Source organism: Streptomyces sp. NBC_01618, from assembly GCF_045209435.1.
In the GTDB taxonomy this organism is placed as follows: Bacteria; Actinomycetota; Actinomycetes; order Streptomycetales; family Streptomycetaceae; genus Streptomyces.
Genome location: NZ_CP109297.1, coordinates 7,303,064 through 7,320,274, shown reverse-complemented (window position 1 = coordinate 7,320,274; position 17,211 = coordinate 7,303,064). Strand labels below are relative to the sequence as shown.

General features: G+C 71.0%; 12 protein-coding genes. 2 read left to right on the top strand and 10 right to left on the bottom strand.

Annotated features, from left to right (window positions below):
• Positions 1-204: 204 nt before the first annotated feature.
• On the top strand, positions 205-2,304 hold the full coding sequence (gene fusA, locus OH735_RS33995; RefSeq protein ID WP_406385485.1) for an elongation factor G: 2,100 nt from the start codon (positions 205-207) through the stop codon (positions 2,302-2,304).
• A gap of 213 nt (positions 2,305-2,517) precedes the next feature.
• On the opposite strand, the gene OH735_RS33990 is transcribed toward fusA, so the two are convergent.
• From OH735_RS33990 to OH735_RS33945, 10 genes are all read right to left on the bottom strand, one after another.
• Positions 2,518-3,972 carry a glyceraldehyde-3-phosphate dehydrogenase gene (locus OH735_RS33990; protein ID WP_406385484.1) on the bottom strand — a complete coding sequence of 485 codons (1,455 nt, stop codon included), beginning with the start codon at positions 3,970-3,972 and terminating at the stop codon, positions 2,518-2,520.
• Between the two features lie 133 nt (positions 3,973-4,105).
• The gene (locus OH735_RS33985; RefSeq protein ID WP_406385483.1) at positions 4,106-5,524 is read right to left on the bottom strand and encodes an amidase; all 1,419 of its coding nucleotides are present in this window, start codon (positions 5,522-5,524) and stop codon (positions 4,106-4,108) included.
• A 73-nt stretch (positions 5,525-5,597) separates the two neighbouring features.
• Positions 5,598-6,833 (bottom strand): NADH:flavin oxidoreductase, encoded by a 1,236-nt coding sequence (locus tag OH735_RS33980; RefSeq protein WP_406385482.1) that lies wholly within the window; start codon positions 6,831-6,833, stop codon positions 5,598-5,600.
• Positions 6,830-7,837 (bottom strand): ABC transporter ATP-binding protein, encoded by a 1,008-nt coding sequence (locus OH735_RS33975; RefSeq protein WP_406385481.1) that lies wholly within the window; start codon positions 7,835-7,837, stop codon positions 6,830-6,832. Before OH735_RS33975 ends, OH735_RS33980 begins: the two co-directional genes overlap by 4 nt.
• A complete protein-coding gene (locus OH735_RS33970; RefSeq protein ID WP_406385480.1) occupies positions 7,834-8,847 on the bottom strand; it encodes an ABC transporter ATP-binding protein in 1,014 nt (337 codons plus the stop codon). The genes OH735_RS33975 and OH735_RS33970 overlap by 4 nt, the downstream gene beginning before the upstream one ends.
• Positions 8,844-9,878: an ABC transporter permease gene (locus tag OH735_RS33965; RefSeq protein ID WP_406385479.1), complete on the bottom strand. Its 1,035-nt coding sequence runs from the start codon at positions 9,876-9,878 to the stop codon at positions 8,844-8,846. Before OH735_RS33965 ends, OH735_RS33970 begins: the two co-directional genes overlap by 4 nt.
• Positions 9,871-10,839 (bottom strand): ABC transporter permease, encoded by a 969-nt coding sequence (locus OH735_RS33960; protein ID WP_406385478.1) that lies wholly within the window; start codon positions 10,837-10,839, stop codon positions 9,871-9,873. Before OH735_RS33960 ends, OH735_RS33965 begins: the two co-directional genes overlap by 8 nt.
• Positions 10,840-11,089: 250 nt before the next feature.
• Positions 11,090-12,709: an ABC transporter substrate-binding protein gene (locus OH735_RS33955; protein WP_406385477.1), complete on the bottom strand. Its 1,620-nt coding sequence runs from the start codon at positions 12,707-12,709 to the stop codon at positions 11,090-11,092.
• Between the two features lie 220 nt (positions 12,710-12,929).
• A complete protein-coding gene (locus tag OH735_RS33950; protein ID WP_406385476.1) occupies positions 12,930-15,089 on the bottom strand; it encodes an arylsulfatase in 2,160 nt (719 codons plus the stop codon).
• The gene (locus OH735_RS33945) at positions 15,086-16,375 is read right to left on the bottom strand and encodes an alkyl sulfatase dimerization domain-containing protein (protein ID WP_406385475.1); all 1,290 of its coding nucleotides are present in this window, start codon (positions 16,373-16,375) and stop codon (positions 15,086-15,088) included. The genes OH735_RS33950 and OH735_RS33945 overlap by 4 nt, the downstream gene beginning before the upstream one ends.
• Before the next feature lie 103 nt (positions 16,376-16,478).
• On the opposite strand from OH735_RS33945, the gene OH735_RS33940 reads away from it, so the two are divergent.
• A complete protein-coding gene (locus OH735_RS33940) occupies positions 16,479-17,129 on the top strand; it encodes a TetR/AcrR family transcriptional regulator (protein ID WP_406385474.1) in 651 nt (216 codons plus the stop codon).
• Positions 17,130-17,211: the final 82 nt, after the last annotated feature.

Sequence of the window (17,211 nt, the reverse complement as noted above, 5' to 3'; positions counted from 1 at the left end):
CGTGCGTCCGGTGCCCGCTGCGCGGCCGGTACCGGATCTCCGTGACGAACAACTGAGCCTCTTTCCAAAGGTGTTGGGCCGCCGGTGCGGCCGGGCACCGATGCGGTGTGCCGCATCAGGGGTTCACGCGTGGCCTGACCGCAGGCCGGTTCGTCCGGGAATCGCGCCGCCCCGCATCCGGATCATCCCGAAGGGCCATGGGCCGTGCGTACCGAACTGCACCGTCAACTCACCAGTCCGCTGACCGGCGTTCGCAATCTGGGCATCCTCGCCCACGTCGATGCCGGCAAGACCACCGTCACCGAACGGATCCTCTACCTCACCGGCACCACCTACAAGCGGGGCGAGGTCCATGACGGTACGACCGTCACCGACTTCGATCCGCAGGAACGCGACCGCGGCATCACCATCTTCGCCGCGGCGGTGAGTTGTGACTGGGACGGTCACCGGATCAACCTGATCGACACCCCGGGCCACGTCGACTTCTCCGACGAGGTGGAGCGCTCGCTGCGGGTGCTCGACGGCGCGATCGCGGTGTTCGACGCCGTGGCGGGGGTCGAGCCGCAGAGCGAGTCGGTGTGGCGGCAGGCCGATCGGCACGGGGTGCCGCGCATCGCCTTCGTCAACAAGCTGGACCGTGCCGGTGCCGACCTCGACGCGGCGGTCGCGTCGATACGGGAGAGGCTGCACACGGTCCCGCTGGTGGTGCGGCTGCCCATCGGGACGGAGGACGGGTTCACCGGAGTGGTGGATCTGTTGCGCATGCGGTCGCTGGTCTGGGCCGACGGCCGTGGCGCGTGCGAGGAGGGGGAGGTGCCGGACGACCTGCGGGAAGAGGCACTTCGGCGCCGTCGGCTGCTGGCGGAGACCGTGGCGGAACTCCATCCGGTGGCGTTGGAGGAGTTCTGTGCGGAGTCGACGGTCTGGGCAGGGACGCTGGCCGCCGCGCTGCGCGACCTGACCCGTACCGGTGAGGGTGTCGTGGTGCTGTGCGGTTCGGCCTACCGCAACCGCGGGATCGAGCCGCTGCTGGAGGCCGTTGTGGCCTATCTGCCCTCGCCGCTGGATGTGCCGGCGGTACGCGGCACCCTGGACGGCGCGGAGCAGGAGCGGCCCGCCGACCCGGCCGCGCCGTTCGCCGCGCTGGTGTTCAAGGTGAACTCGACCGCGACGGGGCGGCTGACGTACCTGCGTGTGTACTCGGGAACGATCCGGAAGGGGGACGCGGTGCTGGACGTGGGCGCGCGGCGCAACGAGCGGATCGGCCGGATCCTGCGGGTCCGGGCCGGGCAGCACTCGGACGTGGACCGGGCGGTGGCCGGGGACATCGTCGCGGTGATCGGGCTCAAGGCGGCACGTGCCGGGGCGACGCTGTGCGCACCGGCGGCGCCCCTGGTTCTCGAACCGCCCTCCGTGGCCGATCCGGTCGTCTCCGTTGCGGTCGAGGCCCGCAGGAGCATCGACACCGACCGGTTGGTGTCGGCGCTGGCGCGGCTGGTCGAGGAGGATCCTTCGCTGACGGTCCGGACCGACCCCGAGACGGGTCAGACGGTGCTGTCGGGAATGGGGGAACTGCATCTGGAGGTCGCGGTGGAGAAGATCCGTCGTGCTCACGGGCTGGAGGTCGGCGTCGGCCGGCCGCAGGTGGCCTACCGGGAGACGGTCGTCCGTGGCGTGTCCGGACTGGTGTACCGGCATGTCAAGCAGGACGGCGGCGCCGGGCAGTTCGCTCATGTCGTCGTCGACGTGGAGCCGTTGGAGGCCGCCGGTGACCACGATGCCGGCGGCGGGGCGGACTTCGTGTTCCGGTCGTCCGTCGTCGGGGGCCGGGTGCCGCAGGAGTACGTACGGGCGGTCGAGGCCGGCTGCCGGGATGCCCTGACCGAGGGCCCGCTCGGCGGTCATCCGGTGACCGGGCTGCGGGTCACGCTGACCGACGGGGCGACCCACTCCAAGGACTCCTCGGAGATGGCGTTCCGGACGGTCGGCCGGCTCGCGCTCCGTGAGGCGCTGCGCAACAGCGCGATGGTGCTGCTGGAGCCGGTGGTGGAGGTCACCGTCACCGTGCCCGACGACGCCGTGGGCGGGGTGCTCGGCGACCTGGCGGCACGGCGCGGCCGGGTCTCGGGCTCGACCGTGCGGGCCGGCACGTCGGTGGTCACCGCGACCGTGCCGCTGGCGGAGCTCTTCGGCTACGCGACCCGGCTGCGCAGCCGGACGCAGGGCCGGGGAACCTTCACCACCCGGGCCACCGGTTACGCCCCGGCACCGGCCGCGGTGCCGCACGGGCCGACGGGCCGGTAGCCCCGGGGCGCGGCCCCGTCCGTACGCGGGCGGGGCCGCGTCACGCACGCGCCCCGACGGTTCGCGCCGACCGGCACTGCCCACCGCCGAAGCAACGCGGTCAGTGGCGGTGGCGGGTGGCGGTGGGAGTGCTGCCGGATACCGATCGGAATCGGTCGCCGCCCCACCGCCGCCCCGCCTGCCGGGACGCCGGACCGGACGTTCCCGCCGGGATCAGACCAGCGGGGCCGGGTAGGTCGGGTACTCCACGCCGGACACGTGCTGGACGACACGGATGACCTGGCAGGAGTAGCCGAACTCGTTGTCGTACCACAGGTAGAGGATCGCGTTGTCGCCGTCGACCTTGGTGGCGCCCGCATCGACGATCGAGGCGTGCCGCGAGCCGATGAAGTCGCTCGACACCGCGTCGGGGGCGGTGGTGAAGTCGATCTGGCGCTTGAGCGGCGAGGTCAGCGACACATTGCGGAGGTAGTCGAGGACCTCTTCGCGGGTGGCCTCGCGGCCGAGCCGCAGGCTGAGGATCGCGATCGAGACGTCCGGCACCGGGACGCGGATCGAGCTGCCGGTGATCGGCGCCTCGAGTTCGGGCAGCGCCTTGGCGACGGCGGACGCGGCACCGGTCTCGGTGATGACCATGTTGAGCGGCGCCGAGCGGCCACGCCGGTCGGCCTTGTGGTAATTGTCCAGCAGGTTCTGGTCGTTGGTGAACGAGTGGACGGTCTCCACGTGGCCGCGGAGCACGCCGTACTCGTCCGCCATCGCCTTCAGCGGCGGGACGATCGCGTTGGTGGTGCAGGAGGCGCAGGACAGGATCTGCTCGTCCGGCTTGATCGCGTCGTGGTTGACGCCGTGCACGATGTTGGGGACGTCGCCCTTGCCCGGAGCGGTCAGGACGACCTTGTCGATGCCGGGGCGCAGGTGCTGCGACAGGCCCTCGCGGTCGCGCCACTTGCCGGTGTTGTCGATGAGGATGGCGTTCTTGATGCCGTACGCCGTGTAGTCGACCTCCGACGGGTCGTTGGCGTAGATCACCTTGATCTCGTTGCCGTTGGCGACGATGGTGCTGTTCGCCTCGTCGACGGTGATCGTGCCCTGGAACTGGCCGTGGATCGAGTCGCGGCGCAGCAGCGAGGCACGCTTGACGAGGTCCTCGTCGGCCCGGCCGCCGCCCCCGCGGACGACGATGGCGCGCAGCCGCAGCCCGTTGCCGGAACCGGCCTTCTCGATGAGCAGCCGGGCGACGAGGCGGCCGATGCGGCCGAAGCCGTACAGGACGACGTCGCGGCCCTGGGGGCGTTCGATCTTGTTCGCACCCGTGGCACCTGCGACGGCCTCGGCGGTGAACTCCTCGACCGAGAGACCGCGGTCATCGGTCTTGAAGGTCGCGGCGAGCATGCCGATGTCGATCTGGGAGGGGCCGAGATCCAGCGTGGTGAGTGCCTGCAGGAAGGGCATGGTCTCGGTGACCGAGAGCTCCTCACCGGCGATCTGCCGGGCGAATCGGTGGGTCTTGAGGATGCTGACCACCGACTTGTTCACCAGGGAGCGGCTGTGCAGCAGGACCGTCACGTCCCGCTCCCGGTGCATCTTCCCGATGATCGGGATCATCGACTCCGCGATCTCCTCGCGGTGGTTCCAATTGGTGAACGAGTCGTCATTGACAGTCACAGATTTATCTTTCGAGCTAGGCGGCGCTCATATGCTAACCCGCCGCCTTTTTGATCAATCAAACGGTGCCTTCCGAGCGGGAAGCGGCATGAATACGTTCACTTTTGGGTTGATTTGATCCGGTCTCGGATCGTCAGGTGAGCGGTCCCTCCTGGACCCGCGTCGCCGCCCACGGCGCGGCCTGTTCCAGTTGCGCGGCCAGGGAGAGCAGGAGCCCCTCGCCCCCGAGGTCGGCGGCGAACTGGACGCCCAGCGGCAGCCCGTCGCCGTCCCGGCCGAGCGGGACGGACATCGCGGGCATGCCGGTGACGTTGTGGACGCTGGTGAACGCGGAGTAGACCGAGGCGTGTTCGTAGATCGATTCCGGCCGGCCGGTGTCGAGCGTGCCGAGCCGGGGCATCGGCCGGGCGAGCGTCGGGCTCAGCAGTACGTCGTACCTCGTGAACTCGGCGCCGACCGCCCAGCCGATCTCCTGCATGCGCCCGAGGGCCCGGCTGACGTCCGCGGCGGTGAGGGCCTGGTAGCTGTCGTAGAGCACCCGCGTGAACGGTTCGAGGTCGTCGTCGGCCAGCGGCCGGCCGAGCTGTTCGAGGCGGGCGTCGATCTGGGCCACCAGGCCGCTGCCCATCAGGACGGCCGAGGCACCGGCGACGTCCGCCGGCCGGTAGGCGGCCGTCGCCTCCTCGACCTCGTGCCCGAGGCTCTCGCACAGCCGGGCCGCCGCGATCGCGGCGGCGGCCGACTCCGGATGCACCTCGGGACCATCCGGCAGGGCGGTGACCAGCGCGATCCGCAGACGTCCGGGCCCCCGCCGCGCCAGGGCGGCGAAGGAGTCGGCGGGCGTGGGGGCGGCGTAGGCGTCCCCCGGGAGCGGTCCCGCCGCGATGTCCAGGAGCAGGGCGCTGTCCCGCACCGTGGTGGTGACGGCGTGATGCGCGGAGACCAGCCCCGACAGCGTGGTGGGCCGCGGCGCGGGGGACACCCGGCCGCGGCTGGGCTTGAGACCGAACAGACCGCAGGCCGCCGACGGGATGCGGATGGACCCTCCGCCGTCGCTCGCGTGCGCGACGGGGACCATCCCCGAGGCCACCGCGGCGGCCGACCCGCCGCTGGAGCCGCCCGGCGAGTGTGTGGTGCTCCACGGATTGCGGGTCGGGCCGAACAGCGCCGGCTCGGTACTGGCATTGAGCCCCAGTTCGGGGGTGTTCGTGGTGCCGAGCACGACCATCCCGGCGCGCCGGTAGCGGGCCACCAGCTCGCTGTCGCGGGCGGCGAGGCCCTCGGCGAAGAGGCGGCTGCCGCCGGTCGAGGGCAGGCCGGCGACGTCCGTGCCGAGATCCTTGATCAGGACCGGTACGCCGCGCAGTGGCCCGTCGGGCAACCCCGCGTCGACCTCCTCCAGGGCCTGGTCGAACCGGGTGTGGATCACCGCGTTGTACTCGGGGTTGAGCCGCTCGATGCGGGCGATCGCGTCCTCCACCACGGCGCGGGCGTCCACCTCACCGCTCCTGACCGCCGCTGCGGTCCCCACGGCGTCCCGACTGCCGGTCATCGGCCCCTCCTCAGCTGTGTTGTCCGAGCTCTCGCGCTCGCTGGTCAGGACGCCCGTCCCCGGGCGGCGCGCCTCACGACACGTAACCGGCGGGCCGGCCCCAGTCCTGACGCCGGGTGGTGCTGCGGTCGACCAGGACGCAGCGGGTGCCGGTGAAGTTGGTCGGCATGCACTTGTTGCAGTGGATGCACAGGGACGGGGTGGTGGCGTCGGCCTGGATCCGGTTCACCAGGTCGGGCTCCCGCAGCAGTGCCCGGGCCATCGCCACGAACTCGAAGCCCTCCCGCATCGCGAGGTCCATGACCGGCTTGCCGGTGATCCCGCCGAGCAGGATCATCGGCAGTTTCACCGCGGCCCGGATCTGGCGGGCGTCCTCCAGCAGATAGGCGTCGGTGTAGGGGTAGCTGCGCAGCTTCTGCTTGCCGACCAGCTTGACGCCGAGCTTGATCGGCTGCGGCATGACGTCGGCGAACTCCTTGAGCGGTGCGTCGCCCTTGAAGAGGTACATCGGGTTGAGCAGCGAGCTGCCTGCGGTCATCTCCAGGGCGTCGACGGTGCCGTCCTGTTCGAGCCACTGGGCCACCGGGATCGCCTCGTCGAGCCAGAACCCGCCGGGCACGCCGTCGTCCATGTTCATCTTGGCGATGATCGCGATGCGGTCGCCGACCGCGTCGCGGACCGCCCGCATGATCTCCCGGGCGAACCGGGCGCGGTTCTCCAGGTTGCCGCCGTAGGTGTCCGTGCGCTTGTTGATCCGGGGGCTGAGGAACGAACTGGCCAGGTAGTTGTGGCCCAGGTGCACCTCGACGGCGTCGAAACCGGCCTGGATGGCGCGGCGGGCGGCCTCGGCGTGGGCCTCGGTGATGCGCGCGATGTCGTCGAGCGTCGTCTCCTTGGCCCAGCTCAGCGTCGTGGCGTGGAAGTGCTTCGTCGGTGCCAGGGCCGGCAGCCCGTTCCCCTTGGGGCTGGCGACGGGACCGCCGTGGCCGATCTGGGCCGAGACCGCGGCGCCCTCGGCGTGCACCGCGTCGGTGAGCTTGCGCAGGCCGGGCATCGCCTCGTCGGTCCAGTGGATCTGGTGCCGGTCGGTGCGTCCTTCCCGGGCGACCGCGCAGTAGGCCACGGTCGTCATGCCGACGCCGCCGCGGGCGTAGGCGACGTGGAAGTCCACCAGGTCCCGCGTTACCAGGGACTTGTGGCTGAGACCTTCGTACGTCGCGGCCTTGATGATCCGGTTGCGCAGCTGGACCGGCCCCAAGGTTGCGGGGGCGAGGACCTCGGGGGCCTCGGGGGTCTCGGTGTTCGTCACTTGGTGTTCCTCCTCGACTCGACGTGGTGGCAGGCGACCCGGTGCCCGGGCCCGATCTCCCGCAGCCGGGGCACCTCGTCCGCGCACTGCCCGGTGGCGAGCGGACACCGGGTGCGGAACCGGCAGCCCGATGGCGGGTCGAGCGGCGAGGGCAGCTCGGCCGCCGCATTCACCTCGACCGCGTCGCCGGTGTGGGCGCTGCGCTGGGCCTGCGGAAGGGACGCGAGCAGAAGGCGCGTGTAGGGGTGGACGGCTTCCAGGTGCATTCCGTCCGACGGCAGGACCTCGCACGTCCTGCCGAGGTACATCACCATCACCCGGTCGCTGATGTTCTTCACGACGGACACGTCGTGGGCGATGAACACCATGCTCAGACCGTGGTTCCGGGTGGTCGTCTCCAGCAGGTTGAGGATCTGGGCCTGCACGGACACGTCCAGGCTGGAGACGGGTTCGTCGCAGATCAGGACCTCCGGGTCCAGCATCAGCGCGCGGGCGATGCACACCCGCTGGCACTGTCCGCCGGAGAGCTCGTGGGGTCGGCGGTCCCGCACGGTCTCCGGGTCCAGTCCGACGGCCCGCAGCGCCTCGTCGACCCTGGTGTCCTTGTCGGAGCCGTCGTGTCCCCAGATGGCGGGGCCCTCCCACACCAGGTCCTTCACCTTCCGGCGCGGGTTCAGCGCGGAAACCGGGTCCTGCATGATGATCTGCATCCGGGCCCGTGCCTTGCGCAGTTCCTCCGGCCGGAGCCCGCCGAGCCGGACGTCACCGAGGCTGACGGTGCCCGAATCGGGGGGCGGGAGCTGGATCAGGGCGCGGCCGACGGTGGATTTGCCGCAGCCGGACTCGCCGAGGATCCCCAGCGTCTCCCCCGCCGCCAGTTCGAGGCTGACCCCGGAGACGGCATGCACCTTCTGGCCACCGCCGACGGGGAACTCCACGACCAGGTTCTCGGCGGTGAGCGCGCGCCGCCGCGGCGTCTTCGCGACGGCACCGTTCGCGGTCATACCGTGGCCTCCTCGGCAGTGGCCACACCCAGCGGGTAGTGGCAGGCGACGACGCCGGCGCCGTCGGTGCTTTTGTGCGGGACGAGTTCGGGGGCCTCGTCCGCGCACCGGTCGGTGGCGAAGTCGCACCGGGCGGCGAAGCGGCAGCCGGCCGGCGGACACAACAGGTTCGGGGGCCGGCCCTCGATGGTCGGCAGCAGCGTGTGCGGGGGGGTGTCCAGCTGCGGGATCGAGGCGATCAGGGCCTGGCTGTACGGGTGCCGGGGGCTGTCGAACACCGACGTGGTGTCGGAGTGCTCGACGATGCGGCCGGCGTACATCACCGCGACCCGGTCCGCCCGTCCGGCGACGGTGCCGAGGTCGTGGCTGATCAGGATCGTCGCCATGCTCAGCTGCTCGCCGAGCGCCTGCAGCAGATCGAGGATCTGCTTCTGGACCGTGACGTCGAGCGCCGTGGTCGGCTCGTCGGCGATGAGCAGGCGCGGAGCGCAGGCCAGCGCCATCGCGATGACGACCCGCTGCCGCATGCCGCCCGAGAGTTCGTGCGGGTACTGCCCCGCCCGCCGGGACGGTTCGGGGATGCCGACCTGCCGGAGCAGGTCGACGGCCCGGTCCCGGGCCTCGGCGCGGCTCAGGCCGAGGTGGAGGCGCACGCTCTCGGACAGGTGCGTGCCGACCTTCTTCACCGGGTTCAGCGATGTCATCGGGTCCTGGAAGACCATGGCCACCTCGGTGCCCCACAGACCGCGCCGCTGCTGCGGCGTGAGCGCGTGGACGTCCTTGCCGCCGATGAGCACGGATCCGGAGACCGAAGTGCCGGGCCCGTTGCTGATCAGGCCCATGACGGTGCGTCCGAGGACGGACTTGCCCGATCCGGACTCCCCGACGATGCCGAGGGTCTCCCCCGGGGACAGGGACAGTGAGACGCCGTCCACGGCCCGCATCTCTCCGCGCGGGGTGTGGAAGACCGTGCGCAGGTCGGTGACGTCGAGCAGGGGTGGGGTGGTCACAGCTTCACGCTCCGGGGGTCCCACCGCCGGCGAGCCTTCTCACCGACGATGTTGAAGGCGAAAACGGTGAGGAACAGGAAGGCCCCGGGCACCAGCACGATGTGCGGATGGTCCTCGAAGACGTGCCCCTCACCCTCGGCGATCATGTTTCCCCAGGTCGGCTCGGGCGGCTGGATGCCCAGTCCGAGGAAGCTGAGGGATGCCTCGGCGACGATCAGTACCGAGATCATCACGATGGCCAGGGACATGATCGGCAGCAGTACGTTGGGCAGCAGCTCGCGCACCATGATCCGCGAATGCTTCGCGCCCATCGCGCGGGCCGCGATCACGAACTCCCTGTTGGTGTAGGCCACCGTGGTGGCGCGGCTGAGCCGCACCATGCCCGGGACGGTGAGCAGGGCCAGGGAGAGCGCGACGTTGCGCAGGCTCGGCTCCAGCACGGTCGCCAGCGCGATGAGCAGGATGAGCGGGGGCACGGCGAGCAGCGAGTTCGTCGCGATGCCGACCACCCGGTCCACCGTCTTCTGGAAGTAGCCGGCCACCAGCCCGATCACGGCGCCGACGACGGTTCCGACGAGGACCGCGGACAGGGAGATGAGCAGCGAGGACCGGGCGCCGTAGAGGGACCGGGCGAGCAGGTCGAGCCCGAAGCCGTTGGTGCCGAGCGGGTGGGGTCCGGTGAACGTCGGGGGCGCGAAGGTCGGTTCGGTGACGGTGGCCGCCACGTCCCGGTCCTCGGCGAGCGGCAGCCAGGGGCTGAGGAGGATCGCCAGGCCGAGCAGCACGAGCCAGCTCGCGGCGGACCAGAACAACACGTCGAATCCGGGCCCGGCCCAGGCCTTGCCCAGGCGTGAGACACCGTTCAGCAGGAGGCCGATGCCTGCCAGCGCCAGCGCCGCCTTCACGGGTGCGATCAGTGTGGTGGTCGTGGCGCCGAACACCGTCAGGCCGAGGCCGATGACGACGAGCACCACCGCGGTCAGCAGGGGCAGCGGGAAGGCGGTCCGCGTGCGCGGAGCGATGTCAGACATGGACACGTCGCGTCCTCGGGTCGAGATAGCCGTAGGAGAAGTCGATTCCGGCGTTGATCACCACGTAGATGGCTGCGATGACGAGTACGGCGCCCTGCACCATCGGGTAGTCCCCCTGGTTCGCGGCGTTGACCACGAGGGACCCCATGCCGGGCAGGGAGAAGAGGTACTCCACGATCACGGTGCTGCCGATCAGCCGGCCCAGGCTCAGGCCGAGCAGAGTCACCAGGGAGAACGACGAGGGACGCAGGGCGTCGGAGACCAGGATGCGCAGCGGCGCCATCCCCTTGGCCCGGGCCGCGAGGATGTACTCCTCGCGCAGTGTGACGATCAGGTCCCCGCGCAGGACCCGGGTAAACATCGCGAGCTCCGCCAGGGCGACGGTCAGTGCCGGGAGGAAGGCGTGGTGCAGATTGCCCAGCAGGTCCCCGTCGCCCAGCCGCACCCATTCGGACCGCGGGAACCAGCCGAGCGAGGTGACCATCACCAGGACCAGCAGGAGTCCGGCCAGGAAGCTGGGCACCGACAGCACGCCGAACGTGCCGGCGCTGATGATCCGGTCGGCCCGGCCGCCTTCGCGGTAGGCCGACCACATGGCCAGCGGGACGGCGATGACGAGCGCGATCAGCAGCCCCAGCACCGCGATCTCGACGCTCACGGGCAGCGCGGAGATCACCCGGGAGGCCACCTCGCTCTGCGGCGGTACGACCGACCGGCCCAGGTCTCCGTGGAGGACACCGCCCAGCCAGTCGAAGTAGCGGGTGAGGAGCGGCTGGTCGAGGCCGAGCTCATGGCGCAGATCGGCGTAGGCCGAGGGCGGGTGCCCGGCTCCGAGAATGTCGACCGCGGGGTCACCGGGCAGCAGGGTCACCAGGGAGAAGACCCCGATGCTCACAATGAGCAGTACGCCCACCAGCTCGGCGGCCCTCAGCGCCAGCCTGTACACCGCGGCGAGACTCATGCTTCCTCCTGATCTGCGTGGTGCCTGCGGACGGACCGATGAGAGCCGCTCCGCATCGAGGTGACGCTAAAAGCGTCCCGGTGACCGGGCAGGGACGCGTCCCGGTGACCGGGACGCTGTGACCGTCGCCCGGTCACGGACCGTGTGCCGGGCCCGGTCCGGCCGTCGTCGGCGGGTGCATCGGTGGTGCGGGCGGGCCGGAAGGCCGTCGTGGCCTCGCGGCGGCCCGCCCGCCGCCGGGGTGTGGGGATCACTTGCTGATCCAGGCCTCTCCGAACAGCGCCATGTACTCCTCGGTCGGCACGATGCCGTGCACGTTCTTGCCCCAGGCCGTGAACCCCGCGCTGGCGCCCAGATTCGCCAGCGGCACCGTCTCGTTGACGAGGGTCTGGATGCCGTCGAGGGCCTTCTGTGTCTGCTCGTCGGTCACCGCGGCGTGCAGCTCCGCGAGCAGTGCGTCCATCTTCGGTTCGGCGTAGCCTCCGGGGTTCCCGAAGCTCTTCGAGTTCAGGGCGCTCTGGAGGCGGTGGTACGGGTTGCCCTCGGAGACGCTGAGTGCGCCGCGGCTGAGGTCGAAGTCGTGGTCGACGTAGGTCTTCTTCACCCGGTCCGCGATCGAGGCCTCGAGGTCGAGCTTCACGGTGAACCCGACGCGTTCGAGCATGGCCTTGAGGGTGACCGCCTTGGCCCGGGAGACGGGGTCGGTGCCGTCCATGTAGCTGACGGCGCCGTCGAAGCCGTCCTTCTTCGCCTCCGTCACGAGCTTCTTCGCCTCGTCGAGGTCGACGCCGAGGGGCTTGACCGTCGAGTGCCACTGCGACTCGGGCGGGAACAACTCCTTGCCCGGAAGGCCCTTGCCCTTGTAGCTCCGCTGGGCGTCGAGTTGCGGGTCGAGGGCCAGGGCGATCGCCTTGCGCACCCGGACGTCGTGCCCCGGGCTGCCCGCACGGCTGTTGATGTTGATCACATTGCCCATGGCGGTCAGCGTCAACTCGCCCGGGTGGCCCTGCTTGACGGCCTTGTCGACCACGTCGGGGCCGCGCATGTAGGTCACGTCCGCGGTGCCGTCGTTGAGGGCGTCGAGCTTGGCCTCGTCCGACTGCGGCCAGTAGAACCGGAGCGCGTCGAGGTGCGGCCTGCCCTTCCAGTACTTCGTGTTGGCCTTGAGGACCATCTCCTCCTGGGGCGCGTACCGGTCGAGCGTGAAGGGACCGGCGCCGATCGGCTTGAACTCCTTGCCCGCGTAGGCGGCCGGGGCCACGATCATGCCGGCGGCCTGGGCGAGCATCGCGGGGAACTTGGCCCAGGAGGTGCGCATGGTGAAGACCACGGTGAGGTCGTCGGTCGCCTTCATCCCCGCGATGTTCGGCGCGAGCAGCGCGGTGTCCGCGCCCTTGTTCGTCTGGTACCAGGTGATGCTGTCGACGACGGCTTTCGCGTTCAGCGGCGTGCCGTCGGAGAAATTGACGCCCTTGCGGAGCTTGAGCGTCCAGGTCGTGGCGTCCTTGTTGCTCTCCAGCGACTGGGCGAGCCAGGGCTCGTACTTCTTCGTCTCGGTGTTGTAGCGCACCAGCACGTCGTAGACGGCCGCCATCGCGGAGCCGCCCGAAGCACCCGTGGCATAGGTGACCGCCGGGCTGAGACTGCGGGCCTCGGCGTAGTCGGCGAAGTTCAGCGTGCCACCGCGGACCGGCTTCCCCGCGTCGGGCTGCTTGCCGATGAGCCCGAACTGGTAACGGCCGCGCTCGGCTGCCGTGTTCTTGCCGCTGCCACTGTCGCTGTCGTCAGAGGACGCGCACGCCGAAGTGAGCATCGCTCCGGCAATCAGGGCGACCGCGAGGCGGGTGCGAACCCGTGGTGCTCGCTTCATTTCTTCCTCCAGTTTTCGGGTGGAGCGGAGAGCGGGGAGCGGATCGGGGTGGGGGTGGAGTGGGGGGGAGGCTACGGTTCGCGAAATCCGCCCGACGTGACGCATCCCACTCACCGGGAACCGTCGGAAGCGGCGCTGCCGACACACCGGAATCAGCGGTTCCGGTGTGTCGGCTCGCGGGTGTCGCCGGAGCTCGGTCCGGTCGGCCCGTGGGCCCGGGTCAGCCGTCGAGTTCGATGTCGACGCGCGCGACGGTCCCGCCCCGGAACGGGTTGATCACCGGGTAATCGCCGACCGGGGAACCGGTGTTGGGGCCGATGTCGAAGGTCTCGTCGATGGAGAAGACGGCCGGTGGGGTCGCGACGACGCGGCCGTCCTCGGCCGTCTTCCCGTCGACCACGAGGCCGATCGTGGCGCCCCGGCCGCGTCCGCCCCCGTCGTACCGCAGGACCACCTCGACCTGGTGCCGCCCGGGCGCCAACGGCGTTCCGGTGAGCACGAGTTCGGCGATCTCGAAGGTGCGGTAGGTCAGCACCGGCCGACCGGCCGGGTCGAGCCACAGGGCCCAGCCCGCGGCGCGCCCGCCCATCGAGGCGACGACTCCTTGCGCGGTGCCCTCCCCCACGTCCAGGACGGCGCGCAGGTGCCAGGAGCGACCCACCATGCGCGGGGCCTGGCTCTCCGGGATTCCGACGGTGCCGGCGTGGAAGGTGAAGCTGGTACGGTCCTCGACCAGGTTGGGCATCGGGGTGCGCGAGACCCGGGCGTCGTGGAGGGGCAGGATCCCGACCCGTTCGGCGTGCTCGGAGAAGAGCGCGGTCAGTTCGGCCAGCCGCTCGGGTTCCTGTTGCGCGAGGTCGTGCGCCTGGCTGAAGTCGGAGCGCAGGTCGTAGAGCTCCCATTCGTCGTCCTCGAACGGCCGGGGCGTCCCGGGGCGGCCCACCGTCCACGGCACCCCGCCGGGGTGGGCCGAGGCCATCCAGCCCCGGTGGTAGATCGACCGGTGCCCGTTGACCTCGAAGTACTGCGTCTCGTGCCGTTCGGGTGCCTCGGGGTCGGCGAAGGAGTAGGCCAGGCTGGTGCCGTCCATCGGCAGCTGGGCCACCCCGTCCACCGTGTCGGGCTGGGCGATCCCGGCGAGTTCGAGGATCTTCGGTGCCAGATCGTTGACGTGGGTGAACTGCTCGCGGACGGCTCCGCGGTCGGTGATGCCGGCGGGCCAGGTGAGCACCATCGGGTTGCGGGTGCCGCCGAGGTGGGAGGCGATCTGCTTCATCCACTGGAAGGGCGCGGTCATCGCCCACGCCCACCCGGCGGGGTACTGCGCGTAGGAGTCCGGGCCGCCGATCCGGTCGATCCCGGCGACCTGGGCCCGGGTGGACTCCTGCATCCCCTGGAGCGCCCCCATGTAGTTGATGCTGCCCGGCAGGCCGCCCTCGGCGCTGCTGCCGTTGTCGCCGACGACGTAGCAGAACAGGGTGTTCTCGAACTCGCCGCTCGCCTTGAGTTCGTCGACCAGGCGGCCGATGTGGACGTCGGTGTGTTCGAGGAACCCGGCGTAGACCTCCATCAGCCGGGCGGCGACGGTCCGTTCGTCCTCGGACACGTCCGCCCAGGCCGGGATCTCGACCGGGCGGGGCGTGAGGCAGGTGTCGGCGGGCAGGATGCCGGCCGCCTTCTGCCGGGCCGGGGTCGCCTCCCGCATCGCGTCCCAGCCCTCGTCGAAGCGGCCGCGGTACTTCTCGCTCCATGCGCCCGGGACGTGCAGCGGCGCATGGGTCGCGCCCGGCGCCAGGTAGAGGAAGAACGGCCGGCCGGGCGTCATCGTCCGCTGCATGCGGATCCAGCTGATCGACCGGTCGACGAGGTCCTCGGTGAGGTGGTAGTCCGGCCGGTCCGGGCGCTCGACGGGCGCCGTGCCCTCGTACAGCGTCGGCTCGAACTGGTGGGTCTCGCCGCCGAGGAACCCGTAGAACGTGTCGAAGCCCTGCCCGGTCGGCCACCGGGTGAACGGCCCGGCTTGGGAGGACTCCCAGGCCGGTGCCAGGTGCCACTTGCCGACGCAGGCGGTGCTGTAGCCGTTCTCCTGCAAAGTGCGGGCCACCGTGGCGGTCTCGGCCCGCAGCACTCCTTTGTACGCCGGGTGGTCGAAGGCCGAGTTGAGCACGGTGCCGACGCCTGTCACATGCGGGTCACGGCCGGTCAGCAGGGACGCGCGGGTCGGCGAGCAGATGGCGGTGGTGTGGAAGCGGTTGTAGCGCAGTCCGTCGTCGGCCAGTGCGTCGAGCGTCGGGGTGTCGACCGGGCCGCCGAAGGTCCCGGGGGCGCCGAAGCCCACGTCGTCGAGGAGGACGACGACGACATTCGGGCGGGGGCTCATTCCGCCCCTTCAGCGGCACGCACCCAGCGGGCGCCGACCCTGAGGTTCACCTGGGCCATCAGCGAGGGCTCGGCCTCGGCCCGCGCCTCCAGCACCTCTCGGTAGCAGGTCCGGGCGGCCTCGTCGGACCGGTCGGCGAGGAAGGCCCACTCCGCGACGTGGCAGGCCAGTCGCGGGTCCGTGGAGGCCAGCTCCCGGGCCCGCGCCACGAGTGCCGCCACTCCGCCGGCCAGCCGCGCCACCTCGGTGGCCTGCGCGTCCTGGGAGGAAGGCAGCAGGTGCGAGGGGTAGCCGTCCCACCAGCCGGAGTAGCGGCGGATGACGTTGCGGCAGATGAACTCCGGCTTGTCGTAGATCGCGGGCAGCCGGGGGTGGTTGCGCAGGTCCTCGGGGATCTCCAGGGTGGCCACGATCTCGTCGGGCAGGACGCCGTCGTTGAGCCCGGTAAGGGTGTGGTCGACGATGATCCGCAGGTAGCGGGCGAGCGAGGTGAGCTCGTCGGCGACGGCTTCCGTCCCGGTGGCCGGGTCACCGTGGCCGGGGATGATCACCGAGGGGCGCAGCGCGGCCATCTCCTCGGCCGCGTCGGCCCATTCCTCGGCGTACCGCTGGACCTTCTTGGGGTTGCCGGCGTTGGGAAGGTAGCCGGTGATCAGGTCGCCGGCGGCGATGACGCCGCGCTCGGGGGCCCACACCCAGGCGGCGTCGTCGGTCTCGCCCTTGCCATGGCGTACGACGAACTGCTCGCCGCCGACGGTCAGTTCGAGGCGGTCGTCGAACAGCCGGGTGGGCCAGACGAAGTCCTCGCGGGCGTCGGGCCAGGCCTTGCCGGCCGCGCCGGGCTGCTGGCCGTTGATCCGGGCGTTCAGGCCCGACGTCTTGATGTAGCGCTCGAAGTGGGCGGGCAGCGCGCGGTGCGCGACGATCCGGGGACGCTCTCCGGCGTCGAGGAACGCCCACAGGCCGAAGGCGTGGTCGCTGTGCCCGTGGGTGTAGACCACGGTGTGCAGCGGCTTGTCGCTGACCGAACGCACCGCCTTCAGCAGCGCCGGTCCGTCGCCGGCGCACCCGCAGTCGACGAGGAGGAGGCCCTCGTCCGTCTCGAACAGCGCGACGTTCACCATGCCGGGCTGGATGAACCACGTGCGCGGGGCGACCTCGACGACACGGGGCTCGAACCCCGATCCCTGGGAGCGGTCGAAGATGCGCCTCGCCTGTTCGGGGCTGAAGAGACCGAACGCGGCCCGGGCCGCGGCCTGTTGGTTCTCGGGGAACGTGAGTGTCATGAAGTCGTCCGTTCGCGGGAAAGGGAGCTTCCTTCGTGCGGGCGCACATTAAGGCGCATGCCTTAACGTGGTCAACGATCCGTCCCACTCACCGGAGGACCCCGTGGCAGACCCCAGCGCGAATACCCGCGCCCTCCTCATCGACGTCGCCGAGCGCCTCTTCGCCGAGCGCGGGATCGACGCCGTCTCCCTGCGGACCGTGGGCGTGGAGGCGGGTCAGCGCAACAAGTCGGCGGCGCAGTACCACTTCGGTTCCCGGCAGGGCCTGCTCGACGCCATCATCGCGGCGCGCTCGGCGCCGGTGGACGCGCGGCGGGCCGAGCTCGTGGCACGGGCGCGGGGCGCCACGCCCCCGCCGGACCTGCGGACCCTGGTCACCCTGCTCGTCCAGCCGCTGGCCGAGACCATCGAGGGCACCGGGGGAAGCACGTACTACCTGCGCTTCCTGGCGCGGGCCCTCGACGAGCCGTCCGTGCGCGCGGCCTGGCGCGACACCGCCACCACCCCCGCCTCGGTCCATCTCGTGCACCGCCGGATCCATGCCCTGCTCGGGGATCTCCCCCGCGACGACGTCGAGCGCCGCCTGGAGTGGTCCGCGATGGTCAGCCTGCGCCTGCTCGCGGAGCACGAGCGCCGTCACCACGACGGCGGGTCGCAACCCGGGGCGCTCGCCCGGACCGTGCGGGAACTGGTGGAGATGCAGGTCGCTCTGCTCCGGTGCCCGACCGGGCCGTCTTCAGCAGTTCCCGCATAGTCGTGTCGAGGTGTCCCAGTGACCGGAACCACACGGGCGACGGAGGCCGGACTCTGGCCGACACTGGCCCGACCGCGATCCC